This window comes from Aquincola agrisoli (assembly GCF_036621135.1).
Taxonomy (GTDB): Bacteria; Pseudomonadota; Gammaproteobacteria; order Burkholderiales; family Burkholderiaceae_C; genus Aquincola; species Aquincola agrisoli.
Genome location: NZ_JAZIBG010000036.1, coordinates 194,402 through 220,451, shown reverse-complemented (window position 1 = coordinate 220,451; position 26,050 = coordinate 194,402). Strand labels below are relative to the sequence as shown.

General features: G+C 73.4%; 10 protein-coding genes. 6 read left to right on the top strand and 4 right to left on the bottom strand.

Annotated features, from left to right (window positions below; all coding sequences use genetic code 11):
* Positions 1-7: 7 nt before the first annotated feature.
* A complete protein-coding gene (locus tag V4F39_RS17570; RefSeq protein WP_332291035.1) occupies positions 8-4,585 on the bottom strand; it encodes a PAS domain S-box protein in 4,578 nt (1,525 codons plus the stop codon).
* A gap of 119 nt (positions 4,586-4,704) precedes the next feature.
* On the opposite strand from V4F39_RS17570, the gene V4F39_RS17565 reads away from it, so the two are divergent.
* The gene (locus tag V4F39_RS17565; RefSeq protein WP_332291033.1) at positions 4,705-6,036 is read left to right on the top strand and encodes a response regulator; all 1,332 of its coding nucleotides are present in this window, start codon (positions 4,705-4,707) and stop codon (positions 6,034-6,036) included.
* 11 nt (positions 6,037-6,047) lie between these two features.
* Here V4F39_RS17565 and V4F39_RS17560 read toward each other — a convergent pair whose 3' ends face one another.
* Entirely contained in the window at positions 6,048-8,540 is a 2,493-nt protein-coding gene (locus tag V4F39_RS17560; RefSeq protein WP_332291032.1) for an ATP-binding protein, read from the bottom strand.
* A 146-nt stretch (positions 8,541-8,686) separates the two neighbouring features.
* Here V4F39_RS17560 and V4F39_RS17555 point away from each other — a divergent pair, with 146 nt between their 5' ends.
* A complete protein-coding gene (locus V4F39_RS17555; protein ID WP_332291031.1) occupies positions 8,687-10,099 on the top strand; it encodes a sigma-54-dependent transcriptional regulator in 1,413 nt (470 codons plus the stop codon).
* Positions 10,100-10,117: 18 nt separating this feature from the next.
* On the opposite strand, the gene rpoN is transcribed toward V4F39_RS17555, so the two are convergent.
* Positions 10,118-11,581 (bottom strand): RNA polymerase factor sigma-54, encoded by a 1,464-nt coding sequence (rpoN, locus tag V4F39_RS17550; RefSeq protein WP_332291029.1) that lies wholly within the window; start codon positions 11,579-11,581, stop codon positions 10,118-10,120.
* A 213-nt stretch (positions 11,582-11,794) separates the two neighbouring features.
* The gene (locus V4F39_RS17545) at positions 11,795-14,218 is read right to left on the bottom strand and encodes a glucose/quinate/shikimate family membrane-bound PQQ-dependent dehydrogenase (RefSeq protein WP_332291028.1); all 2,424 of its coding nucleotides are present in this window, start codon (positions 14,216-14,218) and stop codon (positions 11,795-11,797) included.
* Between the two features lie 115 nt (positions 14,219-14,333).
* Between V4F39_RS17545 and V4F39_RS17540 the strand changes: the two genes are divergently transcribed.
* From V4F39_RS17540 to V4F39_RS17525, 4 genes are all read left to right on the top strand, one after another.
* Complete coding sequence (locus tag V4F39_RS17540) at positions 14,334-15,728, top strand: 3-deoxy-D-arabino-heptulosonate 7-phosphate synthase (protein WP_332291027.1); 1,395 nt, start codon at positions 14,334-14,336, stop codon at positions 15,726-15,728.
* A 51-nt stretch (positions 15,729-15,779) separates the two neighbouring features.
* Complete coding sequence (locus V4F39_RS17535) at positions 15,780-16,586, top strand: OBAP family protein (RefSeq protein ID WP_332291025.1); 807 nt, start codon at positions 15,780-15,782, stop codon at positions 16,584-16,586.
* Between the two features lie 98 nt (positions 16,587-16,684).
* On the top strand, positions 16,685-20,143 hold the full coding sequence (locus tag V4F39_RS17530) for a Tc toxin subunit A-related protein (protein ID WP_332291024.1): 3,459 nt from the start codon (positions 16,685-16,687) through the stop codon (positions 20,141-20,143).
* Positions 20,144-20,163: 20 nt separating this feature from the next.
* Entirely contained in the window at positions 20,164-26,037 is a 5,874-nt protein-coding gene (locus tag V4F39_RS17525) for a SpvB/TcaC N-terminal domain-containing protein (RefSeq protein WP_332291023.1), read from the top strand.
* Positions 26,038-26,050: the final 13 nt, after the last annotated feature.

The following is a 26,050-nucleotide window of genomic DNA, read 5'->3' as shown; positions in this document are numbered from 1 at the left end:
GCCGCCGTCAGGCGGCGTCCGCGCCGCCGGCGGCATGGTGCTGCACGATCAGCGCCTGCAGTTCCGAGAAGACGATCGGCTTGACCAGGTGGGCGTCGAAGCCCGCCGCCAGGGCCTCGTCGCGGTCCGCCTGCTGGCCCCAGCCGGTCGCGGCCACCAGCAGCACGCCGGCGGCCCACGGCTCGGCCCGCAGCCTGCGGGCCACCTCGAGGCCGCTGAGATCGGGCATGCCGATGTCGAGCACGATGACCGCGGGGCGGTGCCGCTCCGCTTCGGCGAGGGTGCGCTTGCCGCCGCCCACGGTGCTCACCGCGCAGCCCCAGATCTCGAGCAGCTTCGCCAGGCCCCAGGCGGCATCGATGTTGTCGTCGGCGACGAGCACGCGGATCGGCGGTGCCTGCAATGGCGGGGAGGCCGGCGCGGCGGGCTCTGCCGCCGCGGCCGCCTGCGGCGGCCCTGCCAAGGGAAGCGTCACCGTGAAGCGGCTGCCGCGGTCGCGGCCTTCGCTGGCCCCGGTCACCCGGCCGCCGTGCAGCTCGACGATGCTGCGCGCAAGCGCCAGCCCGATGCCCAGCCCGCCCCCGCGGTGCTCGGGCTGCGCGCTCTGCGAGAACATCTCGAACATGCCTTCGACGGCCTCCGGCTCCATGCCGATGCCGTCGTCCGACACCGTGAAGACGGCGGCGTCGCCCTGCACCTCGGCGGCGACCGCCAGGTGCCCCGGCGGCGGCGTGTACTTCACCGCGTTCGACAGCAGGTTCGACAGCACCTGGCTGATGCGCACCGGATCGGCCCTCAGCCCGATCGCCTCCGGCGGCAGCGCAATCGACAGCCGGTGCTGGGCGCCGTCGATCAGCGGGCGGGTCGTCTCGATGGCCGATTCGATCAGTTCGCGCGCGGTCGTGGCGCGCGGCCGCAGCGTCAGCCGGCCCAGCCGCAGCCGCGACACGTCGAGCAGGTCGTCGAGCAGGGTGCGCATCGCACCCGACTGCCGCTCGATCACGTGCGCGGCGTGCTGGCGCTCGGCCGGCGTGAGGTGTCCGGTGGCGAGCAGGCTGGACGCCACGCCGACGCTGGCCAGCGGGTTGCGCAGCTCGTGCGACAGCACGGCGAGGAAGCGGTCCTTCGCCGCGTCGGCCGCTTCCAGCGCGGCACGGCTGTCCTCCAGCGCCTGCTGGATCGCACGCTCATCGCTCTGGTCGCGCAGGATCTTCACGAAGCCCACCGCCTCGCCCGAGCCGTCGTGCATCGGCATCATCGCGCCGCTGGCCCAGAAGCGGCTGCCGTCCTTGCGCACGTGCAGCCGGTCGTCGCTGGCGCGGCCCTCGGCGCGGGCGCGGGCCACCTCCTGCTGCGGCACGCCGGCCTGCCGGTCCTCCGGCGTGAAGATCACGTCGCAGCTGCGCCCCAGCACCTCGGCCTCGGTGTAGCCGAGCAGGCGCTCGGCGCCGGTGTTCCAGGTCGTGACGTTGCGTTCGTTGTCCACCGAGAAGATGGCGTACTCCACCGCGTTCTCGATGATGAGCCGCATCCATTCCTCGCTGCTGCGCAGCGCCTCCTCGGCCAGCTTGCGCTCGCTGATGTCGGTGCTGACCACCAGCGCCGAGCGCGGCCGGCCCTCCCCGTCCGTCAGGAAGCTCAGGCTGTTGTGCAGCCAGATCACGCTGCCGTCCTTGCGCAGGCAACGCTTCTCGATCTGCATCGGCTCGCCGGTGGAAGCCAGGCGGCTGAACAGTTCGCCGGCCCGGGCGCGGTCGTCGGGGTGCACCAGGTCGGCCAGCGGGCGGCCGACCAGCTCGGCCTCGGTGTAGCCCAGCAGGTCGCAGTAGCCGCTGTTGGCGAAGGTGAGGCGGCCGTCCAGGCTCACCTGCGTCACGCCCACCGAGGTCTGGTTGACGATCGTCGAGAAGCGCTCCTCCGACAGGCGCAGCGCCTCCTGCCCGCGCTTGCGCTCGCTGATGTCGACCAGCGTCAGCACCACGCCGGCGATGCGGTCGTCCAGCGTGCGGTACGGCAGCATGCGCACGAGGTAGGCATTGCCGCCCGCCTCGCTCACCTCGCGTTCGACCGGCACGAGGCGTTCCAGCACCCGGCGGGCGTCGTGCGTCAGGTCGGCGTAGTCCAGCTGGGTCGTCAGGTGCGCCAGCGGCCGGCCCACGTCGGTGGGAATGAGGTTGAACAGCGACACGGCCGACGGCGTGTAGCGCGTGATGCGCAGCTCGCGGTCGAGGAAGACGGTCGCGATCGCGGTCGCGTCCATCAGGTTGTGCATGTCGCTGTTGGAGTGGCCGAGCTCGTCGACCTTGTTCTTCAGCTCATGGTTGACGGTGGTCAGCTCTTCGTTGATGGACTGCAGCTCCTCGCGGCTGGTCTCCAGCTCCTCGGTCGCGGAACGCAACTCCTCGTTCATCGCCTGCAGCTCTTCGTTGCTGGCTTTCAGCTCCTCGGTCGAGACCTCGTACTGCTCGACCGTGTCGCGCAGGTGCAGCTTCAGGCGCTCCAGCTCGCGGTCGAGGTGGCGCGCCACGGGATCGCCTTCCTCGCGCAGCGGCACGCCCTGGCCCCTGTCGCCGCCGGCCGATGCCGGGCCGGACCGCAGCAGCACCAGCAGCAGCCCCGGCGCCGCCTCACCCACCGGGCGCACCGACATCGCCACCGTCGTCTGCTCGCCGCCCATGTCGATCGGCAGCGGGTCCACGTCGACCGGCTGGCCGGTCTGCGCCGCCTGGTACAGCGCTGCGCGCAGCTCGATGCGCAGCGACGGGTGGATGGTGCGCAGCAGGTTGCGGCTCGGCTCGCCGCCCGCGAACTGCAGGAAACGTCCCGCGCCCGGCGACAGGTGCACCAGCTCGTGCTCCGCATCGACCAGCAGCGACGGCGGTGCCAGCTGTTCCAGCAGCCTGAAATGCAGCTCGCCCCAGGACACGACCCGGCCGTCCCCGGCGCTGCTGCGTGCGCCGGTGGGCGGCGGCTGCAGGAGGCTGGCGCCCGGCACGACGAGCACCACGCGGCCGGCGTGCTGCGCCTCCAGCGCCAGCGTGCCGGAGCCGGCCGGCACCGGCAGCCCGATGCGGGGCGTGGCGCGGTGCCTGTAGATGCGGTGCTTCTTGTCGTGCACGGTGAACAGCTGGCTGCCATCGTCCACCGACTCCGACGAGCCCAGGAACAGCAGCCCGGACGGCTGCAGCGCGAAGTGGAAGGTGCCGAGCACCTGCGCCTGCGCCTCGCGGTCGAGGTAGATCAGCAGGTTGCGGCACGCCACCAGCTCGACGCGCGAGAACGGCGAGTCCTTCAGCACGTCGTGCACCGCGAAGAGCACCATCTCGCGGATCTCGCGCCGCAGGCGGTAGCCGTGGTGCTCTTTGATGAAGAAGCGGCGCAGCCGGTCTTCCGACACGTCGGCCTCGATCGCCGCCGGATAGACCCCATCGCGGGCGATGCGGATCGCCTCATCGTCGAGGTCGGTCGCGAAGACCTGCACCTGCGGCGGCGCATCGAGCGTGCGGGCATGCTCGGCCAGCAGCATCGCGACCGAATAGGCCTCCTCGCCGGTGGCGCAGGCGGCGACCCAGATGCGCAGGGTGTCCGATGCGCTCTTGCCGGCGAACAGCTGCGGAATGCAGGCCGCGAGCGCCGTGAAGCAGTCGCCGTCGCGGAAGAAGTTGGTCACGCTGATCAGCAGGTCCTGCAGCAGCGCGCCGGCCTCGCCGGAGTGCGTGCGCAGGAAGGACAGGTAGTTGGGCAGGTCCGAGATGCCGTTGACCTGCATCCGACGGCCGATGCGGCGCAGCACGGTCGCGCGCTTGTAGCAGGAGAAATCGCGCCCGGTGCGGGAGCGCAGGTAGGCCAGCACGTCGCGCAGCGAACCCTCCTCCACCGCGCCCAGCGTCCGCGGGCGCTGCGGGACCATCGAGGGCTGCTCGGGCGGCAGCAGCAGCTGGCGCTCGAGCCGCTGGTAGTCGACGATGCGCCTGGGCATCTCGGCCGCGGGCAGCACCCAGTCCACCATGCCGGTGAGGATCGCGGCCCGCGGCATGCCGCTGTACTCGGCCTCCTCCGGCTCCTGCGCGATCGTGAGGCCGCCACGTTCCTTGATGCGCTTAATGCCGGCTGCGCCGTCGCCGTCCATGCCCGAGAACACGACCGCGGTGGCATGCGGGCCGTGGCTGTCGGCAAGCGTGCGGAAGAACAGGTCGACCGCCACATGGCGGTAGCGCTCGCGCGGCAGCTCGGTGAGCTGCAGGTGGCCGTCCAGCGTCCGCAGCGCCTTGCGCGGCGGGATCACGTACACCCGGTCGGGTTCGATGCGCTGGGTGGCGGCGGCGCGGACCACCGGCATCGAGGTCGCGGCCTGCAGCACGGCATCGAGCGTGCTCTCGTGTTCGGGCGACAGGTGCAGCACGACCACGAAGGCCAGGCCGGTGTCGGGCGGGGTCTCGCGCAGGAAGTTCTGGATCGCCTGGATGGCCCCGGCGGACCCGCCGAGGCCCACCACCGGCTGCATCCGGTAGCCCTGGGTGGGAATCGCATCGTCGGCCTCGTCGGCCGCGCCGGATTGGTCCTCGCCCGGGCCCTGCTCGTCCATGAACTCACTCCTCTTCGTCGCTCGAACCACGCGGCGCGCCGCGCGGCATTATGGGCGTGTGCGATGGCCCGCCGATTGCCCTTCGCGGGCCAGGTCGGGATGGAACGGCGGGGTGGGCGATGGCAGTGTCGGTTTCGAGACTCTTCGCCGGCAGCGTGCGCGAGGTCGTGCCGCTGCTGCAGGCAGCGCACCTGGGCTACACCTTCGCCGAGAAGGGCGGCGGATGGCTGCTGGAGGACGATGGCGATGCCGACGCCCTCGCCCGCATGCTGCACCGCCTGTATTGCGCCGCCGCGGCGATGGTGTCGCACGGCGCGATCGCCTTCGACCTGGCGGCGAAGCCGCTGCGTTCGGGCGGCTGCGCGCTGCGGGTGCGCATCGGCGGCACCGGCCGCATGAGGCTGCACGGCCGCATCGCCCAGGTGCTGCAGGGGCTGGACCTCGCGCCGGACGCCTCGGCCGACGCGTCGCTGCCACGCCTGCAGCGCGCCCACGGCGTGTGCCCCGCGTCGGGCGCGCGGGTGGACTTCGGCTGCCTGCCGCTGGCCGGGTTCATGTTCAGCGCGAGCTGCTCGCTGCGGCGCGCCGTGCCCCACGGCGTGCCGCCCGCCCCGCCGGTCCGCCCGGCGCCGCGCCTGTGGCTCGTGCACGGGGACGCGGTGAACGCCGCCTGCGTCGCCAGCCAGGCGCAGCACCACGGCTGGGCCGTGGTGCCGATGGGCACGTTGGCCGAAGCCCTGCGCCGGGCACGCCACCACGCCGAGGGCCAGGCCTGGCCGGCTTTGGCCATCGTGTTCGTCGACCCCTCGCCGGCCGCCGCCGCGGGATGGCCGGCCGCCGACCTGGCCGCCCTGCGCCTGGCGCTGCCGCCCCGGGTGCCATGCATCGCCGCTGCCGCCACGGGCTCGGCCTGGCTCGCCGATCCCGAGGCGCTGGCCGGCTACGACCTGCACTGCCATCCGCTGTGCCACGACGAATGGGCCGGCTGGTCGGCGCGGCTGCAGCCGGACGCGGACACGCCCTCGGGGTTGACGCGGCCGCTGCCGCTGGAGCCGGCCGACCGCGTCCGCGTGCTGGTGGTCGACGACGACGACTACCACCGCTTCGTCGGCGAGAAGCTGCTGTCCGCCATGGGCTACGCCGTGCACACCGCCTCCGACGGCGAGCAGGCCATCGACGCGTGCCGCCGGTCGGCGCCCGCGCTGGTGCTCATGGACCTGGAGATGCCGGTGCTCGACGGCTACGAGGCGACGCGGCGCCTGCGCGCGCTGCAGCGCAGCGGCGCGATGGCGCCGTGCCGGATCGTCGCCCACAGCGGCAGCAGCGACGCACTGGCACGGCAGCGGGCGATGCAGGCCGGCTTCGACGGCTTCCTCGCCAAGCCGGCACGCCCGGCCTGCCTGCGCGCCGAGGTGCTGCGCTGGTGCACCGCGCACCGGGCGGCGGGCTGAGGGCCGGTGCGCTACAGCGGACGCGCCAGCACCTCGCGCAGCCGGGCGAAGTCGACCGGCTTGGGCAGCTGCACGTCGAAGCCGGCCTTCATCGCGGTGCGCACGTCGCGCTGGCTGCTGTAGCCGGACAGCGCCACCAGGCAGCCGGCAAAACCCGCGGCCCGGCTGCGGCGCGCCACCTCGTAGCCGTCGAGCCCCGGCAGGCCCAGGTCGATCACCGCCACCTCGGGCCGCCGCGCCAGCAGCCGCCGCAGGCCCTGGTCGCCGTCGGACGCGCAATGCACCTCGTGGCCCTCCAGCACGAGCGCGGAGCGCAGCGCCTGCAGGGCATCGGCGTTGTCGTCGATCAGCAGCACGTGGCGCGGCGTCGCGCGGCGCGGGTTGCCGGCCGGTTCGTCGGACCGGGGCGGCTCGGCGCCCGGCAGCTCGACCCGGAACACGCTGCCCTGCCCGGAGCTCCGCACGCCCACGGTGCCGCCGTGCAGCTGCACGATGCGCTGGACCAGCGCGAGGCCCAGGCCGAGCCCGCCCTCCTGGCGGTCCAGCCTGCGCTCGCCCTGCACGAAGGCGTCGAAGGCCTGCGCCTGCAGCTCGGCCGGGATGCCGCGGCCGGTGTCGCTCACCTCCAGCACGGCCCGGCCGTGCTCCGACCGCGTCGTGAGCGTGATGGAGCCCCCGGCAGGGGTGTACTTGCGGGCGTTCTCGAGCAGGTTGAGCAGCACCTGCGCCATGCGCGCGCGGTCGGCCACCGTCCACGCCGCATGCAGGTCCAGCACCACCCGGTGCGCGGCGAGGCCCGGGGCGGCCGCCTGCCGGGCCGCCTGCTCCGCGGCCAGCGCGGCCAGGTCCAGCGGCGCCGGCGCCAGCGTCACGTCGCCGGCCACGACGCGGGCCATGTCCAGCAGGTCGGCCACCAGGTGGGCCAGGTGGCGCGTCTGGCGCGCGATGATGCCCCGCGCGTCGGCCGCTTCCGTGCGCTGGGCGCCGGCGTCGCCCAGCAGCTGCAGCACCTCGGCCGCCGAGGTGATCGCGTTGAGCGGGTTGCGCAGCTCGTGGCTGAGCATGGCGAGGAAGCGGTCCTTCGCCTCGTTGGCGCGCTGCGCGGCCTGCTCGGCCCGCTGGCGGTCGGTGACGTCGACCACCGCCGCGATGGCGCCACGCGGGCGGCCGTCGGCATCCCGCAGCGGCACGGCCTGCACGACGACGATGCGCAGGGCGTCCGAACCCTCCCAGCGCAGCTCCAGCGTCGTCGCCCCGACCGGGCGACCCGTCGAGGCCGCCACCGCGAGCGGCGTCTGCTCGAAGCCGATCACCTGCCCGTCCTGCGATACCTGCACCGCCCCGCCGCCTTCGGGCGGCTGCAGCAGCGACTGCAGCGCGGGATTGAAGCGACGCTGGCGGGCGCTGCTGTCCTGCGCGAACGCGAGGCCGATCGGGCTGCCGTCGAACACCGCGGCGAACTCGTCGGCCTTGTGCTGCAGGCGCTGCCGCGCGGCCGCCTCGCCGGCCCGCACCTCGCCGAGCGCATCGCGCAGCGAGGCCACCTCGCGGACCGCGAGCACGCCGTCCCAGGGCTGCCCGGCGCCCAGCGCCGCGAGCGGCCGCGTGACCTGGCGGGCCAGGCGCAGCGCGATGAACACGCCGGCCAGCAGGCAGGCCGCGGCGATGCCGAAGGCCCGCAGCATCGACTGCGTGGCCCGGGCCTCCAGCGGCTGCGCCGGCACGCCGGCCCCGACGCCCCAGCCGCCCTGCGACAGGCGCTGCCAGGCCGCGTAGGTGTCGCCGCCTTCCAGCAGCTCGGCGCGGTGCACCCCGGACGCCCGCGTGCCCATGCGGGCCACGGCGCCGGGCGGCAGCATGCCGCCGACGAAGCGGCCGGGCGACATGGTGCGCGCGATGATGCGGTGCTCGCCGTCGTACAGCGTCGCGAAGCCGCCCTCGGGCAGGCTCGTGCGTTCCAGCAGCGCCTGCCAGTACGCCGCCTCGATCCAGGCGCCCAGCCAGTAGGGCCCGTCGCCCACCCGCACGGCCACCGCCATGGCCCAGGTGCCGTCGGGCGAGCGCACCAGCCCGGTCACGCGCAGCCGGCCGCCGTCCGCCGTGCCGCCGCCGTCCGGCCACTGCCAGGGCGCGGGCCCGCTGCTGTAGACGCTGCGCTGCAGGCGCTCGTCCAGCACGAAGACGGCGTCCCAGCTCCGGCGCAGCAGCGGCTGCGGCCAGCTGCGCAGCATCGCGCCGAAGCCCTCCACGTCGCCGGCGCGCAGCACGCTGGCATGCGCGAGCAGGGCGAGCGATTCCGCGGAGGCGGTCAGCTCGCGCTCCACGGCCGCGGCGGCCGCGGCGGTGGTGGCCTCGAGCTGCGCCGCCATCCGCTGCATCTCGCCCTGCGCATCGCGCACGATCTGCACCGACATGAACAACGCCATCGGCACGCTCGCGACCATCATCAGCGCGACGAGGCAGGTCCGCAGGGAGATGGCGCGCCGGCGCAGGTTCAACAGCATGGGGATCGAGGCGCGGCGCCCGAATTGCGACAAGTTGTATGCGGCGGGCCGCCGGGGCGGGCGCCGTGTGAAGGACAGCTTATCCTGCCGGTCGCCCCGCGCGTCATCGAGCCCGGGGCTTCTTGCAGTACAGGAGGATGCAACCGATGAGCCACGCACTGATCGTCGAGGACGATCCCGACGCCGCGAGGATGATGGCCACGCTCGTCGAGCAGCAGCGCTTCACGGTCGCCACGGCCGGTTCGCTGCGCGATGCCCGCAAGCAGCTGGCGCTGCACCGGCCGGACGTGATGCTGCTCGACCTGCAGCTGCCCGACGGCAGCGGCATGGAGCTGTTCAAGAGCCCCGAGCTGATCGCGCATTCCGAGGTGGTGCTGATCACCGGCCACGCAAGCCTCGACACCTCGATCCAGGCGCTGCGGCTCGGTGCGGCCGACTACCTGATCAAGCCGGTGAGCCCGCGCTCGCTGGAAGGCGTGCTGTCGCGGATGATGAAGCCGGGCGCGCTGCAGACCGAGCTCGGCGAACTGGAGCGGCAGGTGGACGAACAGGGCCGCTTCGGCCCGATGTGGGGCCGCTCCGCGCCGATGCGCCGGGTGTACAAGCAGATCTCCCGCGTGGCCGCGACCTCGATCAGCGTGCTGATCACCGGCGAGAGCGGCAGCGGCAAGGAGGTGGTGGCCCGTGCCGTGCACGAGCTCAGCCGGCGCCGGCAGCGGCCCTTCCTGGCGGTGAACTGCGGCGCCATCTCGGCCAACCTGATCGAGAGCGAGATCTTCGGCCACGAGAAGGGCAGCTTCACCGGCGCGGATTCGCAGCACCAGGGCTTCTTCGAGCGCGCGCACGGCGGCACGCTGTTCCTCGACGAGATCACCGAGATGCCGATGGAGCTGCAGGTCAAGCTGCTGCGTGTGCTGGAGACCGGCACCTTCATGCGCGTGGGCTCCACGCAGCTGCGCGAGGCGGACGTGCGCGTGATCGCCGCCACCAATCGCTCGCCGCTGCAGGCGGTGGACGAGCACAAGCTGCGGGACGACCTGTACTACCGGTTGAACGTCTTCCCGATCGAGCTGCCGCCGCTGCGCGAGCGTGCCGAGGACGTGCCGCTGCTGGCCAGCCGCTTCCTGGCCGACGTGGGCCAGCGCGAGGGCCGCGCCAAGCGCTTCGGCGCGGCCGCGCTCGAGGCGCTGCAGGCCTACCGCTGGCCGGGCAACGTGCGCGAGCTGCGCAACGTCGTGCAGCGTGCCTACGTGATGGCCGACGGCGAGGAGATCTCCGCCGAATGGCTGCCGCGCAATGCCGGCGTGCCCGTGCCGGCCGAGGCCGCACGGCCGCCGGCCGCGCCCGCGGAGCCTTCGCTGGTGCTGCCGCTCGGGGTCTCGATGGCCGAGGCGGAGAAGCGCTTGATCCTGGCGACGTTCCGTCATTTCGATCAGCACAAGGAGCGCACGGCGGCGGTGTTGGGCATGAGCATGAAGACGCTCTACAACCGGCTCAAGGAATACGCCCGCGAGGATGCGGCGGTGCAGGACGCCGTGGGCTCGCCGCCGTCGCACTGAAGGCGGCGCCCCTGCCCCTCAGGCCGCCGCGCGGCGCTGCGCGGCGGGCTGGATCTTCAGCGACTGGCGGTACTTGGTGACCGTGCGGCGCGCGACGTTCAGCCCCTGGCGCGCGAGCAGCGTCATCAGCGCCGTGTCCGACAGCGGGTGATCGGGCGGCTCCTCGGCGATCAGGTCGCGCAGCAGGCCACGGATCGCGATCGACGAGCAATGGTTGCCGTTGGGCATCACCATGGCCCGCGAGAAGAAGTGCTTCAGCTCGAACACCCCGGCCGGCGTCGCGAGGTACTTGTTGCTCGTCGCGCGCGACACGGTGGACTCGTGCGCCCCCACGGCCTCGGCGATCTCGCTCAGCCCCAGCGGCTTCATCGCCATCTCGCCGTAATCGAGGAAGTGGTGCTGGCGATCCAGGATCGCCTGCGCGACGCCGACGATGGTGGTGAAGCGCTGCTCCACGTTGCGCAGCGTCCAGCGCGCCTCCTGCAGGTGGCTGGCCATCGCGGGGGATGCGCCGCCCGCGTCGTGGCGGAACAGCGTGGCCATCGTGCGGTCGAGCCGCACCCGCGGCACCACCTCGGGGTTCAGCTGCGCGACCCAGCGGCCGCGCACGCGGCGGGCGATGACGTCGGGCGTGACGTACTGCACCGGCGGTGCGTTGTGGCGCCAGCCGGGCCGCGGCTCGAAGCGGCGGATGCGCGCACAGGCCGCCGCCACCTCGGCCGCCGGGCGCCCGGTCGCGCGGGCCAGCGCCTCGACGTCGCGCGAGGCCAGCAGCTTCAGGTGCTCACCCACGATCGCCTCGATCAGCGCGCGCTGCGCCGCGCAGGGCACCTCGCGCGCCTGCAGCGCCAGGCACTCCTGCACCGTGCGGGCGCCGACGCCCGCCGGGTCGAGCGACTGCACCCGGCACACCGCGATGCGGATCTCCTCGCCGCTCGCCGGTTCGTCGAGTCCCGTCCACGCGGCCAGCTCCGCCGGATCGGACCGCAGGTAGCCGTCGTCGTCCAGCGACTCGACCACGGCCTTGGCGAGCGCCATGTCGCGCGCGCCCAGCGGCAGCAGGTTGAGCTGGCCGTGCAGGTGGGCGTTGAGCGTCGGCGCCTCGACCAGGAAATCGCAGGCCGACAGGTCGTCGCGCTCGCCGCGCGAAGGCGACGCCGGCGATCCCAGGTCCCATGCGTCGCCATCGGCCGGGGCCGCGGGCTCCGGCAGCTCCGGGCCACCGGCGGGCTCGGGTGCCGACGCGGACGGTTCGGCGTGCAAGGCCGCGCCCGCGGCGGCCGGCGCCACCAGGGCCGCCAGGCCGCCCTGCAGCAGGCTGCCCTCGTCGTCCTGCTCGAGGAACGGGTTGCTGCCCAGGCAGTCGGTCACCGTCTGTTCGAAGTCCTGCGACGACATCTGCAGCAGCCGCACCGCATGCTGCAGCCTCGGCGACATCACCTGCGATTGCTGGGTCGTGGCACGCATCGACAGAAAAGCCATGGGGAGGTCTCCTTCACTGTGAACACCCGCCCTCCTCGCCGGGGCGGCAGCCTCCACTCCGCAGCTTTCGTGCCGGTGCACGCCGACGGGGCCTTCCCCCGTGCAAGGCGCTGGAACGGCCACCCCGGCCAGTGCTTCTTGCCGCCCGCGGGTCGCCGATTGCAGCAAGCCGAGGCGGGCGCGGTGGCGCTGCAGTACCGGGCCTGGCCCGGCTCAGCGGCGCGGCAGCGCATAGGCGATCACGTGGTCGCCCGCGCGGGTGCCCAGCGAGCCGTGCCCGCCGGCGACGACCACCACGTACTGGCGGCCGTCGTCGCCCAGGTAGGTCATCGGCGTGGCCTGCCCGCCGGCCGGCAGCCGGCCCTGCCAGACCTGGCGGCCGGTGGCCGTGTCGTACGCACGCACGTACTGGTCCAGCGTGCCGGACAGGAACGCCACGCCCCCGGCCGTCATGACCGGGCCGCCCAGGTTGGGCACCCCCATCGCGAACGGCAGCGGCAGCGGGGAGCTGTCCCGCACGGTGCCGTTCTTGTGCTGCCACACCACCTTCCCGGTGGTGAGGTCGACGCCCGCGACATAGCCCCAGGGCGGCGCCTGGCACGGGATGCCCAGCGGCGACGTGAAGGCGCCGAGCTTCACCGCGAACGGAGCGCCGAAGTTCTCGTTGAGCGAGGGCAGGTTGTCGTGCGGCCGCTCGTCGCCCTGCACGAGCAGCGTCTTGTCGTCGGGGCGCGGCACGAGCTGCGAGGTGAAGGCCAGGTAGGTCGGCGTCGCGAACATCATCTGCCGCACCGGATCGACGGCCACGCCGCCCCAGTTGAAGACGCCGAAGTTGCCGGGGTACACGAGCGTGCCTTCGAGCGACGGCGGCGTGTAGCGGCCCTCGTAGCGCAGCTGCCGGAAGGCGATGCGGCAGGCCAGCTGGTCGAACATCGTCGCGCCCCACATGTCGCGCTCGCGCAGCGGGGGCGGATCGAACGAGATCGCGGAGACCGGCTGCGTGGGCGCCGTGCGGTCGCCCGCCACCGCGCCCTGCGGCGCTGGCCGCTCCTGCACCGGCAGCAGCGGCTCGCCGGTGCGGCGATCGAGCACGAAGACCTCGCCCTGCTTGGTCGGCTGCACGAGCGCCGGCACGCGGCGGCCACCGATCGTGAGGTCGACCAGCGACGGCTGGGCCGGCACGTCGTAGTCCCACAGGTCGTGGTGCACGGTCTGGAAGGCCCACCGCACGCGGCCCGTCGCCAGCTCCAGTGCCACCACGGCGGAGGCGTAGCGCTCCACCGCCGGGCTGCGGTCGGCGCCCCACTGGTCGGGCGGCTGGTTGCCCATCGGCACGTAGACCAGCCCCAGCGCCGGGTCGACGCTGGAGATCGACCAGCTGTTGGGCGAATTGGGCGTGTAGGTGCGGCCCTGCGGCAGGGGGGCGGTGTCGTCCGGGCGGGCAGCGTCCCAGTTCCAGACCAGGGCCCCCGTGGCGATGTCGAACGCCCGGATGACGCCGGAGGTCTCCTTCGTCGAGACGTTGTCGAGCACCGTGCCGCCGACGATCACGAGCCGCTCGGTCACGACGACGGGCGAGGTCGCGTAGTACGAGCCGGGCTGCACGTTGGGCATCTGCGTCCACAGGTCGATCTCGCCGTTGACCCCGAAGCCCTGGCAGCGGGTGCCGGTGGCGGGATCGAGCGCCACCAGCCGGGCATCGGCGGTCGGCATGAAGAGCTTGCTGCGGCACGGCGTGGCGTCCGCAGCGCCGGCGGACGGCGGCGGCTGGTAGGCCAGGCCGCGGCAGGTGAGGTGCTGCAGGGCCAGCGTGCCTTCGCCCTTGATCTGCGGATCGAAGCGCCACAGCTGCCGGCCCGAGGTGGCATCGAGCGCGATCACCAGCTGGTGCGGGGTGCAGAGGAAGAGCCGGTTGCCGACCTTCAGCGGCGTGACCTCGAAGGTCGTCTCCTCGGGATCGCCGGGGCGGCCGCGGACATCGCCGGTGCGGAAATGCCATGCCGCTTCCAGTTCGCCCGCATTGGCCGGCGTGATCTGCGACAGCGGCGAGTAGCGCTGCCCCTCGCCCGTGCGGCCGTAGGCATGCCACTCCCCGTCGGGCACCGTCGACGCCGCGGCCCCACCGGCGGCCGCGGGCGGCGGCAGCGTGCCTTCCGTGCGGTGCCTGTCGACCGCCCCGGACACGATGGCCACCGCGGCGAACACCAGCAGCACACCCCCCAGCAGGCCACGCGGCCCGCGCCATGCCGCCGGGCTGCGCGGCGCGTCGGCAGGCGCCGGGCGGGCCGGCCCGAGCCGCCGCGCCACCCATGGCGACAGCAGCCACAGGCCGAGCAGGAACACCAGATCGCCGCGGGCCGCCAGCGGCCACCAGTCGAGGCCGACCTCCCACAGTGCCCAGGCCAGCGTGGCGGCGGTGAACCCCGCGTAGAGCAGCAGCGCGCTGCTGCGGCCCCGCCACAGCAGCCAGGCGGTGGCCATCAGCGCCACGCCGGCCGCGGCGTAGTAGCCCGAGCCCCCCAGCGCCACCAGCCAGCCGCCGGCGCCCAGCAGCAGCAGGCCGGCGACCATGACCAGCCCGGCCGTGACGAGGGGAGGACGGCGGGGATCGTTGGCGGCGACGGCTCCGCGAGGCATGGCAAGGCTCCTGCAGGGGTGGTGGGCCCGCCGCACGGCAAGCCACGTTCCCGGCGGGCCGGCCGCTCCGTTAGGCTGGCGGCAGGTTCCGCGGGCCGCCCGCCCGCCACGTCGCATGCCCCCTGCCCGTCCGCTGTGCCCGATCGACGTCCTGCGCGCCGTCCCCCGCCGTTATCCCGTGCCGGCGCTGCCGGCCAGCGAGGACGAGGCGCGGCAGGCAGCGCCGGCGGCGGCGCTCGCCTTCGCGATCGAACACGCCCGCGCTGCCATGGCGCAACAGGCCGCACCGCCGCCGGCCCTGCAGGCACTGTTCATCGACGCCCTGGCGCGCATGATCCGGGACGCGCTGCGCCCCGAGGGCGGCGACCCCGCCGTCCAGGCGCTCGTGCTGCGCCATCACGTGCCGTGCGTGCGCGAACACGCCGCATTGGCGGCGCAGGCCGACCGCGACCGGCGCGCGATCCGGTCGGCGGTCGATGCGGTGGCCCACCCCGCCAAGCCGCGGCCGGAAGCTCCGCAGCCGCAGCGACAGGCGCTGGAGCGGCTGCATGCCCTGGCGTCCAGCGGCGCATGGCAGGCGCTCGCCGCCGACGTGCGCGGACTGCTGGACGCGCCGGTGGCATGGCAGCAGCCGGGCATCGGGGCCGGCCTGCAACGCATCCTCGACGCCCCGGCGCTGCAGCGCCTGCAGCGGCTGGACGCCCTCGCCTCGGATGCCGCCGTGCGCCGGCACCAGGGGCTGCAGGCGCGCCAGGGCCCGGCCGCCGGGACGCACGCGGCCGCGGCGCATGGGGCCGACACCCGGCGCCGCGGTGCCGTGGCCGAGGCGCAGGCCGCGCCGGCCCTGCAGGCGCTGGTCGACCGGCTCAACACCACCGCGCCCGCGTCGGCGCGCTACCGGGCCGTGGGCTCGCTGCTCGTTCCGGGCCGCCTCGCCGCGCATGCAGAGCGGGCCAAGACCGAGTGGGACCTGGCCGTGCTTCGGCAGGCGCCGCCGGTGGGCGACGCCCCGGCGTGGGAACTGTGCCTGCTCGTCGAGGTGAAGGCATCGGCCGACGCCGCCACCTCGGACTTCCCGCGCCTGCTGCGCGGCCTGGCCCTGCTGGCCGGTGCCGATGCCGCGGCCGCGCTGCCGTTCGCCTCCCGCCAGGGCGAGCTGCAGCTGCGGGGCGCCTCCTTGCGTGCCCTGGCCGCCGAGGCCGACCTGCACCGCGCGGTCCTCTACTGCTGCGACGGGCCCGCCGATCCGGCGCCGCGCCTGCTGAGCGCGGCGAGCCGGATGCAGCTGCTGTCCGCGCCGCAGAGCCTGGCCTTCGCGGGCCGGGTGGCCGACGGCCAGCCGGCCGACCTGCAGGCCCTCGTGCCGCTGTGGCGGCAGCTCCTCGCGTCGCCGCGTTTCGAGCAGGTGCTGCGGCAGTACCCGACGCTGTGCCAGGTGCGGGCGCTGATGGTCCATGTCGACGACCTGTCGGCCGCGGTCGGCGCCGGGACCGACCCCGCGCGGCAGTAGGCCCGGCATGCCGCTTGCCGATCGGCGCGGTTGCCGATGCAAGGAGCCGCGATGAAGCCCGCCACCCCCTGGAGCCTGATGACGGCCGTCCTGCTCGCCGCCTGCGGCGACCGCCCCACGGCATCGCCGGTCACCCCGCCGGGCCAGGCCGAGTCCGCGACGACGAAGGTGCTCGACGCCAGCGCCGCCGCCCTGCAGGACAAGCCGCCGATCGAGGCCCTCAACGCCTACCTCGACGGCTTCCACTTCTACAGCGGCCGGCCGCAGGCCCAGATGGAGGCCCACCACTACTGCGCCACCCTCAACGAGGACGTGATCCAGTGCGTCATCTACGACGGCAACGTCGAGGACGCCAAGCTCATGGGCGTGGAGTACATCGTCAGCGAGACGCTGTTCGCCACGTTGCCGCCGGCCGAGAAGGCGCTGTGGCACAGCCATGCCCACGAGGTGAAGTCGGGGCAGCTGATCGCCCCGGGGATCCCGCAGGTCGCCGAGAACGCGCTGATGGACAAGCTCGTGCGCACCTATGGCAAGACCTGGCACACCTGGCACACCGACCTGCACCGGCAGCTGCCGCTGGGCGTCCCGCAGCTGATGATGGGCTTCACCGCCGACGGCCAGGCCGACCCCGCCATGGTGGCGGCCCGCGACCAGCGCTTCGGCGTCGACAGCGGCCGCAAGCGCGAGGACCGGGCGGCCATCGCGGCGCCGGCCATCGACCCGGGCGCGGACGCATGGCAACGCGGCCAGGCCTTCCAGATCGCCGATCCGACGCAGGCCCATGGCGGCGCCGACCACGCCGCGCCGGCCGCCCCGCCATCCGATCCTGCCGCCAACGCGGCCTCGAACAAGCCGTAGGCGCCGGCCGTCCCACGTTGAAAGGGGTGCACCTATAGGTAGGAGGCGATCGCCCGGGCCGCTGCCTAAGCTTGCTCCACCCCTTGAGGAGCAGGCACATGGCACCGAAATATCTGGCCGAGAACCGCTATGCCTTCGTGATCGACGCCGCGCGCGAGATCGACCGCAGCAGCTACGAGATCGACACCCCCGAGACCGCGTTCGAGCGCGACGTGCAGCGCCGGCTGGCCGTGGCCAACCGCCTGCTCGCCTCGGGCCGGCCGGCCGCTGCGCTCGAGGACTACCTGAGCCTGCGCGGCGTGATCGCCGCGGTGCTCTACCCGCGGATCCCGCCCTTCGTCGGCAGCCAGGCCGACTGGCCGCGGCTGGTGCGGGCCGGCATCGCCGAGGCGGCGATCGTCAAGGGCGCACAGATGCTGGAGCGCACGCCCGCGCTGAGCACGGCCGTGCCCAAGGCCTTCGGCGCCACGACCGCGATGAGCGCCGACGCGGGCCAGCTCTTCGCCCAGGTGGAACAGGCCGGGCTCGCCGATGCCGACGGCGCGCTGGCCGCCTCGATGGCGGAGATGCAGTCGGCCTTCGAGGCCGGCGACTTCGCCGCCGCGGCCAAGACGGCCGCGGTCGCCGCGAAGCAGTCGCAGGATGCGCAGCTGCGCGCCGCGCTGCTGCACGACCAGGCCATCCTGATGGAACGCGGTGGCCAGGGCGCCAAGGCGGCCCAGGTGATGCAGCAGAGCATCGACACCTTCGCCGAGGCCAAGAAGCCCGAGCCGCAACTGGACGCGATGGCGGCCCTGGCCGGCATGCAGGCCCGCGCCGGCCAGGCCGATGCGGCCAAGGCCACGCTGGCGCAGGCCGACGAGCTGCGGCGCAAGCTCTCGGTCTTCCCGGTGGTGACCGGCGGGCGCCTCGCGCTCGACCAGGCCGGCCCCACGCGCATCCGCCCCTCGCTGACGGCCACGCGCGTCGGCCCGTCGCTCACCGCCGTGGGCGCCGTCAGGCCGCTGCCGCGCCGCGACACACCGGCTCCCGCACCCGCGCCGGCCGAGGCGGCCGCCGCCGCGCAGCCGCTGGAGGCCGGCGTGGTGCAGCTGATGGCGAACCAGGCCTTCGCCGCCCGGCGCACGGCCAAGACGGTCACGGTGTTCGACGCGAAGCGCCAGCCGGTCTCGGCCGCGGTGGGCGACGGCGGCGCGGGGATGGACGCGCTTTACGCCACGCTGCGCGACACCCGGGACGTGGCGCTGCTCACCGGCTACCTGAGCCACCACACCGTCACCGTGGCCTACCTCGGCCACATCGTGGGCTGGGTGCTGCCGATGGCGATCGGCGACTGCCGCGCCGCGCTCGGTGCCTACGAGGAGGCCGAGGACGAGTACCTCTCCACGCTCGGCTACAAGTACCTGAACGTCGCGGTGGAGTCCGTCGTGCTGTGGCTGCGGCTGGGCGAGCTGTACCTCGACTGGGGCGACCGGCTCTACCGCAACGCCGCCAACGTGGTGGCCGAGTTCGACGCCGCGAAGGCCGTCTACCAGAAGGTGCTGGCGCTCGACGGCACGCTGGACGCCGGCTCGCCGCTGTACAGCCACCCCACCTTCGCGCCGATGAAGGAACGCGCCGCGCTCGCGGTGCAGAAGGCGCTCATCGCCGGCGAGGCGCACGACGAGAACCCGCGGGTCACGATGGTGCTGGCCCGGGCGCGCATGCAGCTTGGCAAGATCGCCGCGGGGCTCAACTTCCTCGGCATGTCGCTGCACGTGCCGCCCTTCAGCTGGGAGCACCTGCAGAACCTCGCGCGCTACTTCGCGCAGCACGCGGCGCAGGTCGAGCAGAGCTACATCCAGTTCAAGAGCTCGGGCGAGAACGAGACGCTGCGCGAGCAGCAGATGGCGCAGCAGGCCAGCGTGGCCGCGGCCTCGGTCGAGCTGGAGCGGCGCGGCCTGGCCGAGACGCGCGAGGGCGTGGACGTCGCCAACGCCGGGCTGAACTACGCCACCGTGCAGCGCGACAACGCCACCGAGATGCGCGACCGCTTCAACGCCGTGCGCTGGGAGCTGCAGGAGCTGGAGCGCCTGCAGGCCTGGGCCGGCTCCGCGTCGAACGACGAGGTCAAGCTCAACGTCAAGAACGCCACCTACTACAGCGCCGACAGCAAGCCGCGCAGCCACGTGCTGTTCGACCTGGCCAACCGGCGCGCGCAGATCGGCCATGACCTGGAGGCCGCGCGGCTGCAGAACGAGATCGACGCCGCCAACGCCTACCGCGGCATGGCGCAGCAGCAGGTCGAGCAGGCGCAGGCCCGGGTGGCGGTGGCGCAGCAGCGGGTGCAGATCGCCGCGCTGCAGGCGCAGTACGCGCAGGAGAACCTCGCCTTCCTGAAGGGCCGCGAGTTCAGCGCGACGATGTGGTACGACCTGGCCCGCGAGGCGCGCCGCATCGCGCAGCGCTACCAGGACATGGCCGTCGAGGTCGCGGTGCTGATGGAGAAGGCCTACGAGGCCGAGACCGGGCGCGACCTGCGCAAGATCAAGCTCGACTACGGGCTCGACCAGCTCAACGGCCTGCTGGCCGCCGATGCGCTGCTGCTCGACATCGACTACTTCAGCCTCGACTTCGTGCGCACCAAGTCGAAGAAGGCGCCGATGAAGCAGACGCTGTCGCTGGCCGACCAATTCCCGATGGCCTTCGACCAGCTGGTGCGCAGCGGCCGCGCGCTGTTCGAGACCACGCTCGAGCACTTCGACCGCCGCTACCCGGGCTTCTACCTGCAGAAGGTCAAGCAGGTCGAGCTGCTGTTCGTCGGCCTGGCCGGCACCGAGGGCGTGCACGGCACGCTGCGCAACATCGGGCTGTCGAAGTTCCGGCGCCGGGACGGCACGGTCGCCGACCAGGTCTACCCGGCCGACGTGATGCCGCTGACCGACTACGACGTGCGGCAGGACGCCGTCGTGTTCCAGCTCAGCGCCAACGAGCTGCGGCTGTTCGAGAACAACGGCATCGCCACCGTCTGGCAGATCGAGGTGCCCAAGCATTCCAACACCTTCGAGCTGAGCCAGATCCTCGACGTGCAGCTGGTGATGTACTACGACGGCTTCTTCGATCCGAACCTGGAGCGCAGCGTGGTGGCCGCGCTGCCCGCGCAGGGCACCGGCACGCGCTCGTTCGCGCTGCGGCTCACCGCGCCCGACGAGCTGTTCTTCCTGCGCAGCCAGGGCGAGGCCCGGCTCGTGCTCGACGCCGGCCTGCTGCCCGCCAACCAGGCCGATCCGCAGCTCAGGAGCTACTTCCTGCAGGCGCGCGGCCCGGCCGCCGCAGGCCTGAAGCTGCGGGTGGACTGGGCCGGCCTCGGGGCCGGGCAGCTGTTCGAGTTCGACGCGCAGGGCAATGCCGACGGCGCCGCCTTCGCCGCCCCGACCGGCCGCACGCTGTTCGACACGCTGCAGTTCCGCGTCGACGCGGCCGACAACCCGCAGCTGGTGAAGGACGGCGTGCTCGACCTCGCCGGCCTGCAGGACCTGGCGCTCTTCGTCGACTACGGCTTCACCTACCGCGGCTGACGGCCGGCCGGGAGCACACCATGGCACACAGCAAGGCATCCGATGCGCAGACGGCCATCTCGCCGCCCGCCGGGTCGGGCAACGTCGCCGGCATGGGCGAGGCCTTCTCGCTCGACCTCAACAGCGGCCAGGGCAACTTCAGCGTGCCCTTCGAGCTGCCCGAAGGCATCGCCGGGCTGCGGCCGCGGCTGAAGCTCGAATACGCCCACGGCCAGTCGAACGGCCCCTTCGGGCTCGGCTGGCGCCTGCCGCTGCGCCAGATCGACCGCCGGCTCGACCTGGGCGTGCCCGGCGGCGGCACCGCGGAGGCCTTCCTCGACAGCGGCACCGAGTTGCGCCGCTGCGCTGACGGCCGCTACCGCCCGCTGCGCGAGACGGCCTTCTCGCGCTACGTCTTCGACGCCGGCCACTGGACGGTGGAGGAACGCGACGGCTCGCGCTGCCTGCTCGGCCTGAGCGCCAACGCCCGCGTCGCCGACCCCGACCACCCCGAGCGGGTGCAGAGCTGGCTGCTCGAGCGCCAGGAGGACGTCAACGGCAACACGATCGACTACGTGTACGAGCGCCACGACGGCCACCCCTATCTCGCCGAGATCCGCTATGCGCACTTCGTGGTGCGCCTGGCCTACGAGGCTCGGCCCGACGTGCTGCGCAACGGGCGCGCCGGCTTCGAGCGCCGGGTCGCGCGGCGCTGCCGCAGCGTCTCGCTGCACCTGGCGGCCGACGACCGCGAGGTGCGGCGGCTGGCACTGGCCTACGTGCAGGCGCCGGGCACCGGCGTCTCGCTGCTGGGCTCGCTGCAGCTGTCCGGCTTTGCGCCGGGGCTGCCGCCGGTGGTGAAGAACCCGCTCGTGCTCGGTTACGAGACCTTCGATGCCGGCGCCCCGCGGATCCGCTTCATCGAGCCCGCGGCGGGCGACCCGGCGCCGCGGCCGCTCACCGACCCCGACACCGCGCTGCTGGCGCTCGGCGGCCTGCCGCTGCCGGGCATCGTCGAGAACCGCGGTGGCCGCCTCTACCACTGGCCCAACGACGGCCGCGGCGGCTGGGCGGCGGCGCGGCCGCTCGCCCGCACGGTGCCCCAGGCCGCGTCGTTCGCCGCCGACGGCGTGCAGTTCATCGACATCGACGGCAACGGCACGGCCGACATGCTGGTGGGCGTCGGGCAGGCACCGCTGCAGGGCTACTACCCGAACGACGGCGGCGGCGAGCGCAGCGGCTTCGGCGAGTTCGTCGCGTACCCGCGCAGCGCACCGCAGCGCCCGCCGTTCGAGACCGGCCGCGCGCGGCTGGCCGACCTCGACGGCGACGGCGTGGTCGATGCGCTGCTGAGCACGCGCCGCGGCCTGGTCGCCTACCGCAACCTCGGCCGCGCGGGCTGGGCCGAGCCGGTGGCCGGCCACGGCGCGCCGGACGCCGACTTCGCCGACGCGCTCACCTTCCTGGCCGACATGACGGGCGACGGCCTGCCCGACCTGGTGCAGGTGCGCTCGGGCGCGGTGAGCTACCGGCTCAACCTCGGCCACGGCCGCTTCGGCGCGCCGGTGGTGATGGCCGGCAGCCCCCGCCTGGCCAGCCGCAGCGGCCAGGCCGAGCAGATCCTGCTGGCCGACGTGGACGGCGACGGCTGCAGCGACCTCGTGCGCCTGCTGCCCGACCGGCTCGAGCTGTACCTCAACCGCTCGGGCGCCGGCTTTGCCGAGCCGGTGGTGATCGACACGCTGCCGCCCGCGCTGGCCGGCAGCGCGCGCCTGCTCGACTTCTTCGGCAACGGCAGCGCAGGCCTCTTCTACAACAGCCTGCGCCAGGGCCGCAGCGCCTGCGTGCACCTGGGCTGGCAGCGCGGCGGGCCGGCCTACGGCCTGCGCACGGTCGACAACGGCAACGGGCTCGCGAGCGAGATCCACTACCGCAGCGCGGTCGACATGGCCCTGCAGGACCGCGACGAGGGCCGGCCCTGGACGGCGGCGCTGCCCTTCCCGCTGTGGGTGGTGGAGCGCACGCTGGAGACCGACCACGTGCGCGGCCGCCGCACCGAGCTGCAGTACCGCTACCACGACGGCCGCTACGACACGCGGCAGCGCCGCTTCCTCGGCTTCGCCGTCGTCGACAAGACCGAGCTGGGCGACGAGAGCCGCGCCGCGGTGCGCACGCGCCACCACTTCCTGGCCGACCAGGCGGCGGTGCCCGGCCACAGCCGCCTGCACGCCCACCTCGACCGGCTGCTCGCGCGGGTCGAGGTCTACAGCGAGGACGGCACGCCCGAGGCCTCACGGCCCTGGCGCGTGGAGGAGAGCGACTACGGCGTCACCGAGCTCGAGGCGCTGCCCGACGGCGACACGCGCGTCTTTGTCCACGCCCGGGCTACGCGCAAGCGCCACATCGACCGCAGCGAGGATGAGCGGGTCGAGGAGCGCCTGTTCGCGTACGACGCCGCCGGCAACCTGGTGCACGAGCGCATGCGCGGCTTCGGCACGCGGGCCGGCGCCGCGATGCCGGAGAAGCTGGTCGACACGCACATCGAATACGCGCACGACGCGGACGGCCGCATCTTCAAGATGGCACGCACCGTCAAGCGTGACGCAGCGGGCAGGCTGCTGCTCGAGCTGCGCCGCCACTACGACGGCGCGGCCGATGCCGGCCTGCCGCTGGGCGAGCTGACGCGCGGACGCATGGTGCGCGAGGAGCACCTGGTGCTGGCCCGCGACGCCTACGACGCGCACTACGGCGCGATGGACGCCGCGGCGCTCGGCCACGTGATGCAGCCCGATGCCGACGGCACGCCGGCGGTATTCGCCATCGACAAGCGGCTGACCTACACCGCCCACGGCAACGTCGCCAGCGAGACCACCGGCACCGGCCGGCGCACCGAGAAGCGCTACGACACGATCGGGCTGCACGTGGTGGAGGAGATCGCCAACGGCCTGGCCAGCCAGCGCGTGCCCGACAGCGTGACCGGCAAGCCGCTCGAACTGCGATCGCCCGGCGGTGCCACCGTGCGCATGGCCTACGACGCGTTCGGCCGGTTGACGCACTTCATGCAGGCCGACGACACCCCCGAGACGGCCACACGCATCCTCGCCTACGACGACACCCGGGTGCCGAACGCGGTGCACACCAGCTACCGCATCGATGCGGCGCGGCGGGCGCTGTCGGTCGCCTACTACGACGGCAGCGCGCAGGAGGTGCAGCGGCGCGTGCAGCGCCTGCCCGGCGAGGTGCTGGTCAGCGCCTGGCTCGTGCACAACCCCTGGCGCCAGACCCGCGCGGAGTTCGAGCCGCAGATCGCGGCGGACCTGGCGTTCGCGGTGCCCGCGCTCGCCGGCCCCGTGCGGCGCACCCTGTTCGACGGCGAGGGCCGGCCGGTCGCCAGCGTCAACTTCAACGGCGCACGCAGCGAAGGCCGCTACACGCCCTTCGAGATCCGCCTGGCCGATGCGCACGACCTGGACCCGGCGCATCCGCTGGCCGGTACACCCCGCATCGAGGAGGTCGACGTCTGGAACCACCGCACCGCGGTGATCGAATCCACGCCGGGCGGCGCACAGCCCCTGCGCTACGAGGTCGGCCTCTTCGGCGAGCTGCTCGCGCTGCTGGACGGCGCCGGCGGCGAGATCGCCCGCTACACCTACGACCGCCGCGGCCAGCGCCTGGCGGTGGTGCACCGCGACGCGGGGCGGCGCGAGCAGTGGTTCAACAGCCAGGGCGAGATCGTGCGCACCCGCGACGCCGCCGGCAACGACGTCGAGGTCAGCCGCGACGGCGAAGGCCGCATCACCGAGGTGCGGCACAACGGCGCGGTGGCCGAGCGCTTCACCTACGACGACCTCACGCCCGGCGCGGACGGCCGCCTGGTCGAGGCGCACTACGCCGAGGGCCGCCAGCGCTACGGCTACAGCGCCCGCGGCTTCCTCGTCGAGCACCTCATCGAGGTGGCCGGCCAGCCCTTCACGCTGCGCTACGAGCGCGACGACCTGGGCCACCAGACCGCCCTCACCTACCCCGACGGCATGCGCATCGCCCGCGCGCACGACGACAGCGGGCTGGTGCGCCGCATCGACGGCATCGTCGACGAGCTGCGCTACGGCCCGCGCAACCTGCCCACGCACATCGCCTTCACGAACGGCGTGCAGACCGAGATCGCCTACGCGCCGGGCGTGGGGCACGTGGCGCAGCAGCGCAGCACCGGCCCCGGCGGCACGGTGCTGGAGGACGTGCGCTACGGCTACGACGCGCTGATGCAGCTGCTGACGCTGGACGACACCGCGCCGGGCCAGGCCCGGCAGCTCGCCTACGAGTACGACGCGCTGCAGCAGCTGACCCGCGTGCACGGCAGCGATCCCGGCGGGGCCTTCGACCACGGCTACGGCTACCTCGGCCGCGGCCGGCTCGAGCGCCACGGCGAATCGGGCTGGCTGCTCGGCTACGACGACCCACTGCGGCCCGACCGGCTGACCGCCGCCACCCGCCCCGGCGAGGCCGCCGCCGCGGTGACGTACGACGCCAACGGCAACCTGCTGCAGATGCCCGGGCGCCGCTGCGAATACGACTTCAAGAACCACCTGCGCCGCGTGACGCTGGACGACGGCACGGTGATCGACTACGGCTACGACTACCGCGGCAACCGGGTGCGGCGCCGCGTCACGCGCCAGGGCGCCACGGTCGAGACCATCCACCTCGGGCGCATGGCCGAGATCCGCGGCGGCCTGCACACCAACTACGTCATCCTGAACCGGCGCCGCATCGCGCTGCGCCAGGGGGGCGCGACGCGCTGGATCCATGCCGACCCGCTGGGCAGCGCCACGCTGTTCAGCGACGAGGCCGGCACCCGCATCGCGCAGACCGCCTACCTGCCCTTCGGCACCGAGCGGCGCCACCTGGCCGCGGCCCCGCTGCTGCGCATCTTCGCGCTGCACGACGTGGACGACGAGACCGGCCTGGTCTACATGGGCCACCGCTGGTATGCCCCGCAGACCGGCCGCTTCCTCACGCCCGACCCGCTGTACCTGCTGCAGCCCGAGAAGAGCGATGGCGACCCGGCGCCGCTGCACCTCTATGCCTATGCGGGCAACAACCCGGCCAACCACGTCGACCCGGAGGGCCTGTCGTTCTGGAGCGTGGTGGGGGCGATCGTCGGCGTCATCGTCGGGGTGGTCGTCGCGGTGGCCATCGTCGCGGCCTTCGCCACCGGCATCGGCTTCGGCATCCTGGCGGTGGTCGGCGTGATCGGGCTGGTGACGGTGAGCTACGTCGTCGCGCACAACAACCAGGGCACGGCGCTGGGCGAGTTCTTCCGCGGCTTCATGATCGGGCTGAACGCCGGCATGAACGCGGCCTTCCTGACGATGATGGGCTTCGGCGTCGTCGGGCTCTTCGTCGGCGTGGTGGTCTTCATGGCCTCGATCGACAGCGTGGCGGGCAACGAGATCTACCAGGGCATCCTCGGCTGGTCGAACTGGCTGATGCCGATGTCGTGGCTGGTGCTCGGCCTGGGCGCGGTGATGTGGGTGCTCAACGGGCTGGGGCACCTGATCTTCTGGTCGATCCCGAGTCTGTGGGGCGGCGGCATCCAGTTCTTCCGCATCACCGGCTTCCGGATGGACTGGTCGACCGGCATGCTGGCCACGCGCGGCGGCTGGATCGCCAACCTCAACACCATCGACACCGCCTACAACATGGGCGCCTTCGCCTACGTCGACAGCAACTCCTCGGGCTGGCACCTCGACCACGAGGCCGGCCACAACCTGAACCTCGGCGCCTTCGGCAGCATCTTCCACTTCGTCGGCTTCGTGCACGAGATGGGCACGCCGGCGGGCGCGTCGGCGTTGTCGGAGCAATTGGCGGAGAGCAACGACCCGGCGGGCACCGGCCCGACGCTGCCGATGTGGTCCTGAGGCCCCGGTGTGC

What these genes read in the sequence shown, in the direction of transcription:
- V4F39_RS17525 (WP_332291023.1), top strand. Translation starts at nt 20,164, where the DNA reads ATGGCACACAGCAAGGCATCCGATGCGCAGACGGCCATCTCGCCGCCC.
- V4F39_RS17555 (WP_332291031.1), top strand. Translation starts at nt 8,687, where the DNA reads ATGAGCCACGCACTGATCGTCGAGGACGATCCCGACGCCGCGAGGATG.
- V4F39_RS17540 (WP_332291027.1), top strand. Translation starts at nt 14,334, where the DNA reads ATGCCCCCTGCCCGTCCGCTGTGCCCGATCGACGTCCTGCGCGCCGTC.
- V4F39_RS17530 (WP_332291024.1), top strand. Translation starts at nt 16,685, where the DNA reads ATGGCACCGAAATATCTGGCCGAGAACCGCTATGCCTTCGTGATCGAC.
- V4F39_RS17560 (WP_332291032.1), bottom strand. Translation starts at nt 8,540, where the DNA reads ATGCTGTTGAACCTGCGCCGGCGCGCCATCTCCCTGCGGACCTGCCTC.
- V4F39_RS17570 (WP_332291035.1), bottom strand. Translation starts at nt 4,585, where the DNA reads ATGGACGAGCAGGGCCCGGGCGAGGACCAATCCGGCGCGGCCGACGAG.
- V4F39_RS17565 (WP_332291033.1), top strand. Translation starts at nt 4,705, where the DNA reads ATGGCAGTGTCGGTTTCGAGACTCTTCGCCGGCAGCGTGCGCGAGGTC.
- V4F39_RS17535 (WP_332291025.1), top strand. Translation starts at nt 15,780, where the DNA reads ATGAAGCCCGCCACCCCCTGGAGCCTGATGACGGCCGTCCTGCTCGCC.
- V4F39_RS17545 (WP_332291028.1), bottom strand. Translation starts at nt 14,218, where the DNA reads ATGCCTCGCGGAGCCGTCGCCGCCAACGATCCCCGCCGTCCTCCCCTC.
- rpoN (WP_332291029.1), bottom strand. Translation starts at nt 11,581, where the DNA reads ATGGCTTTTCTGTCGATGCGTGCCACGACCCAGCAATCGCAGGTGATG.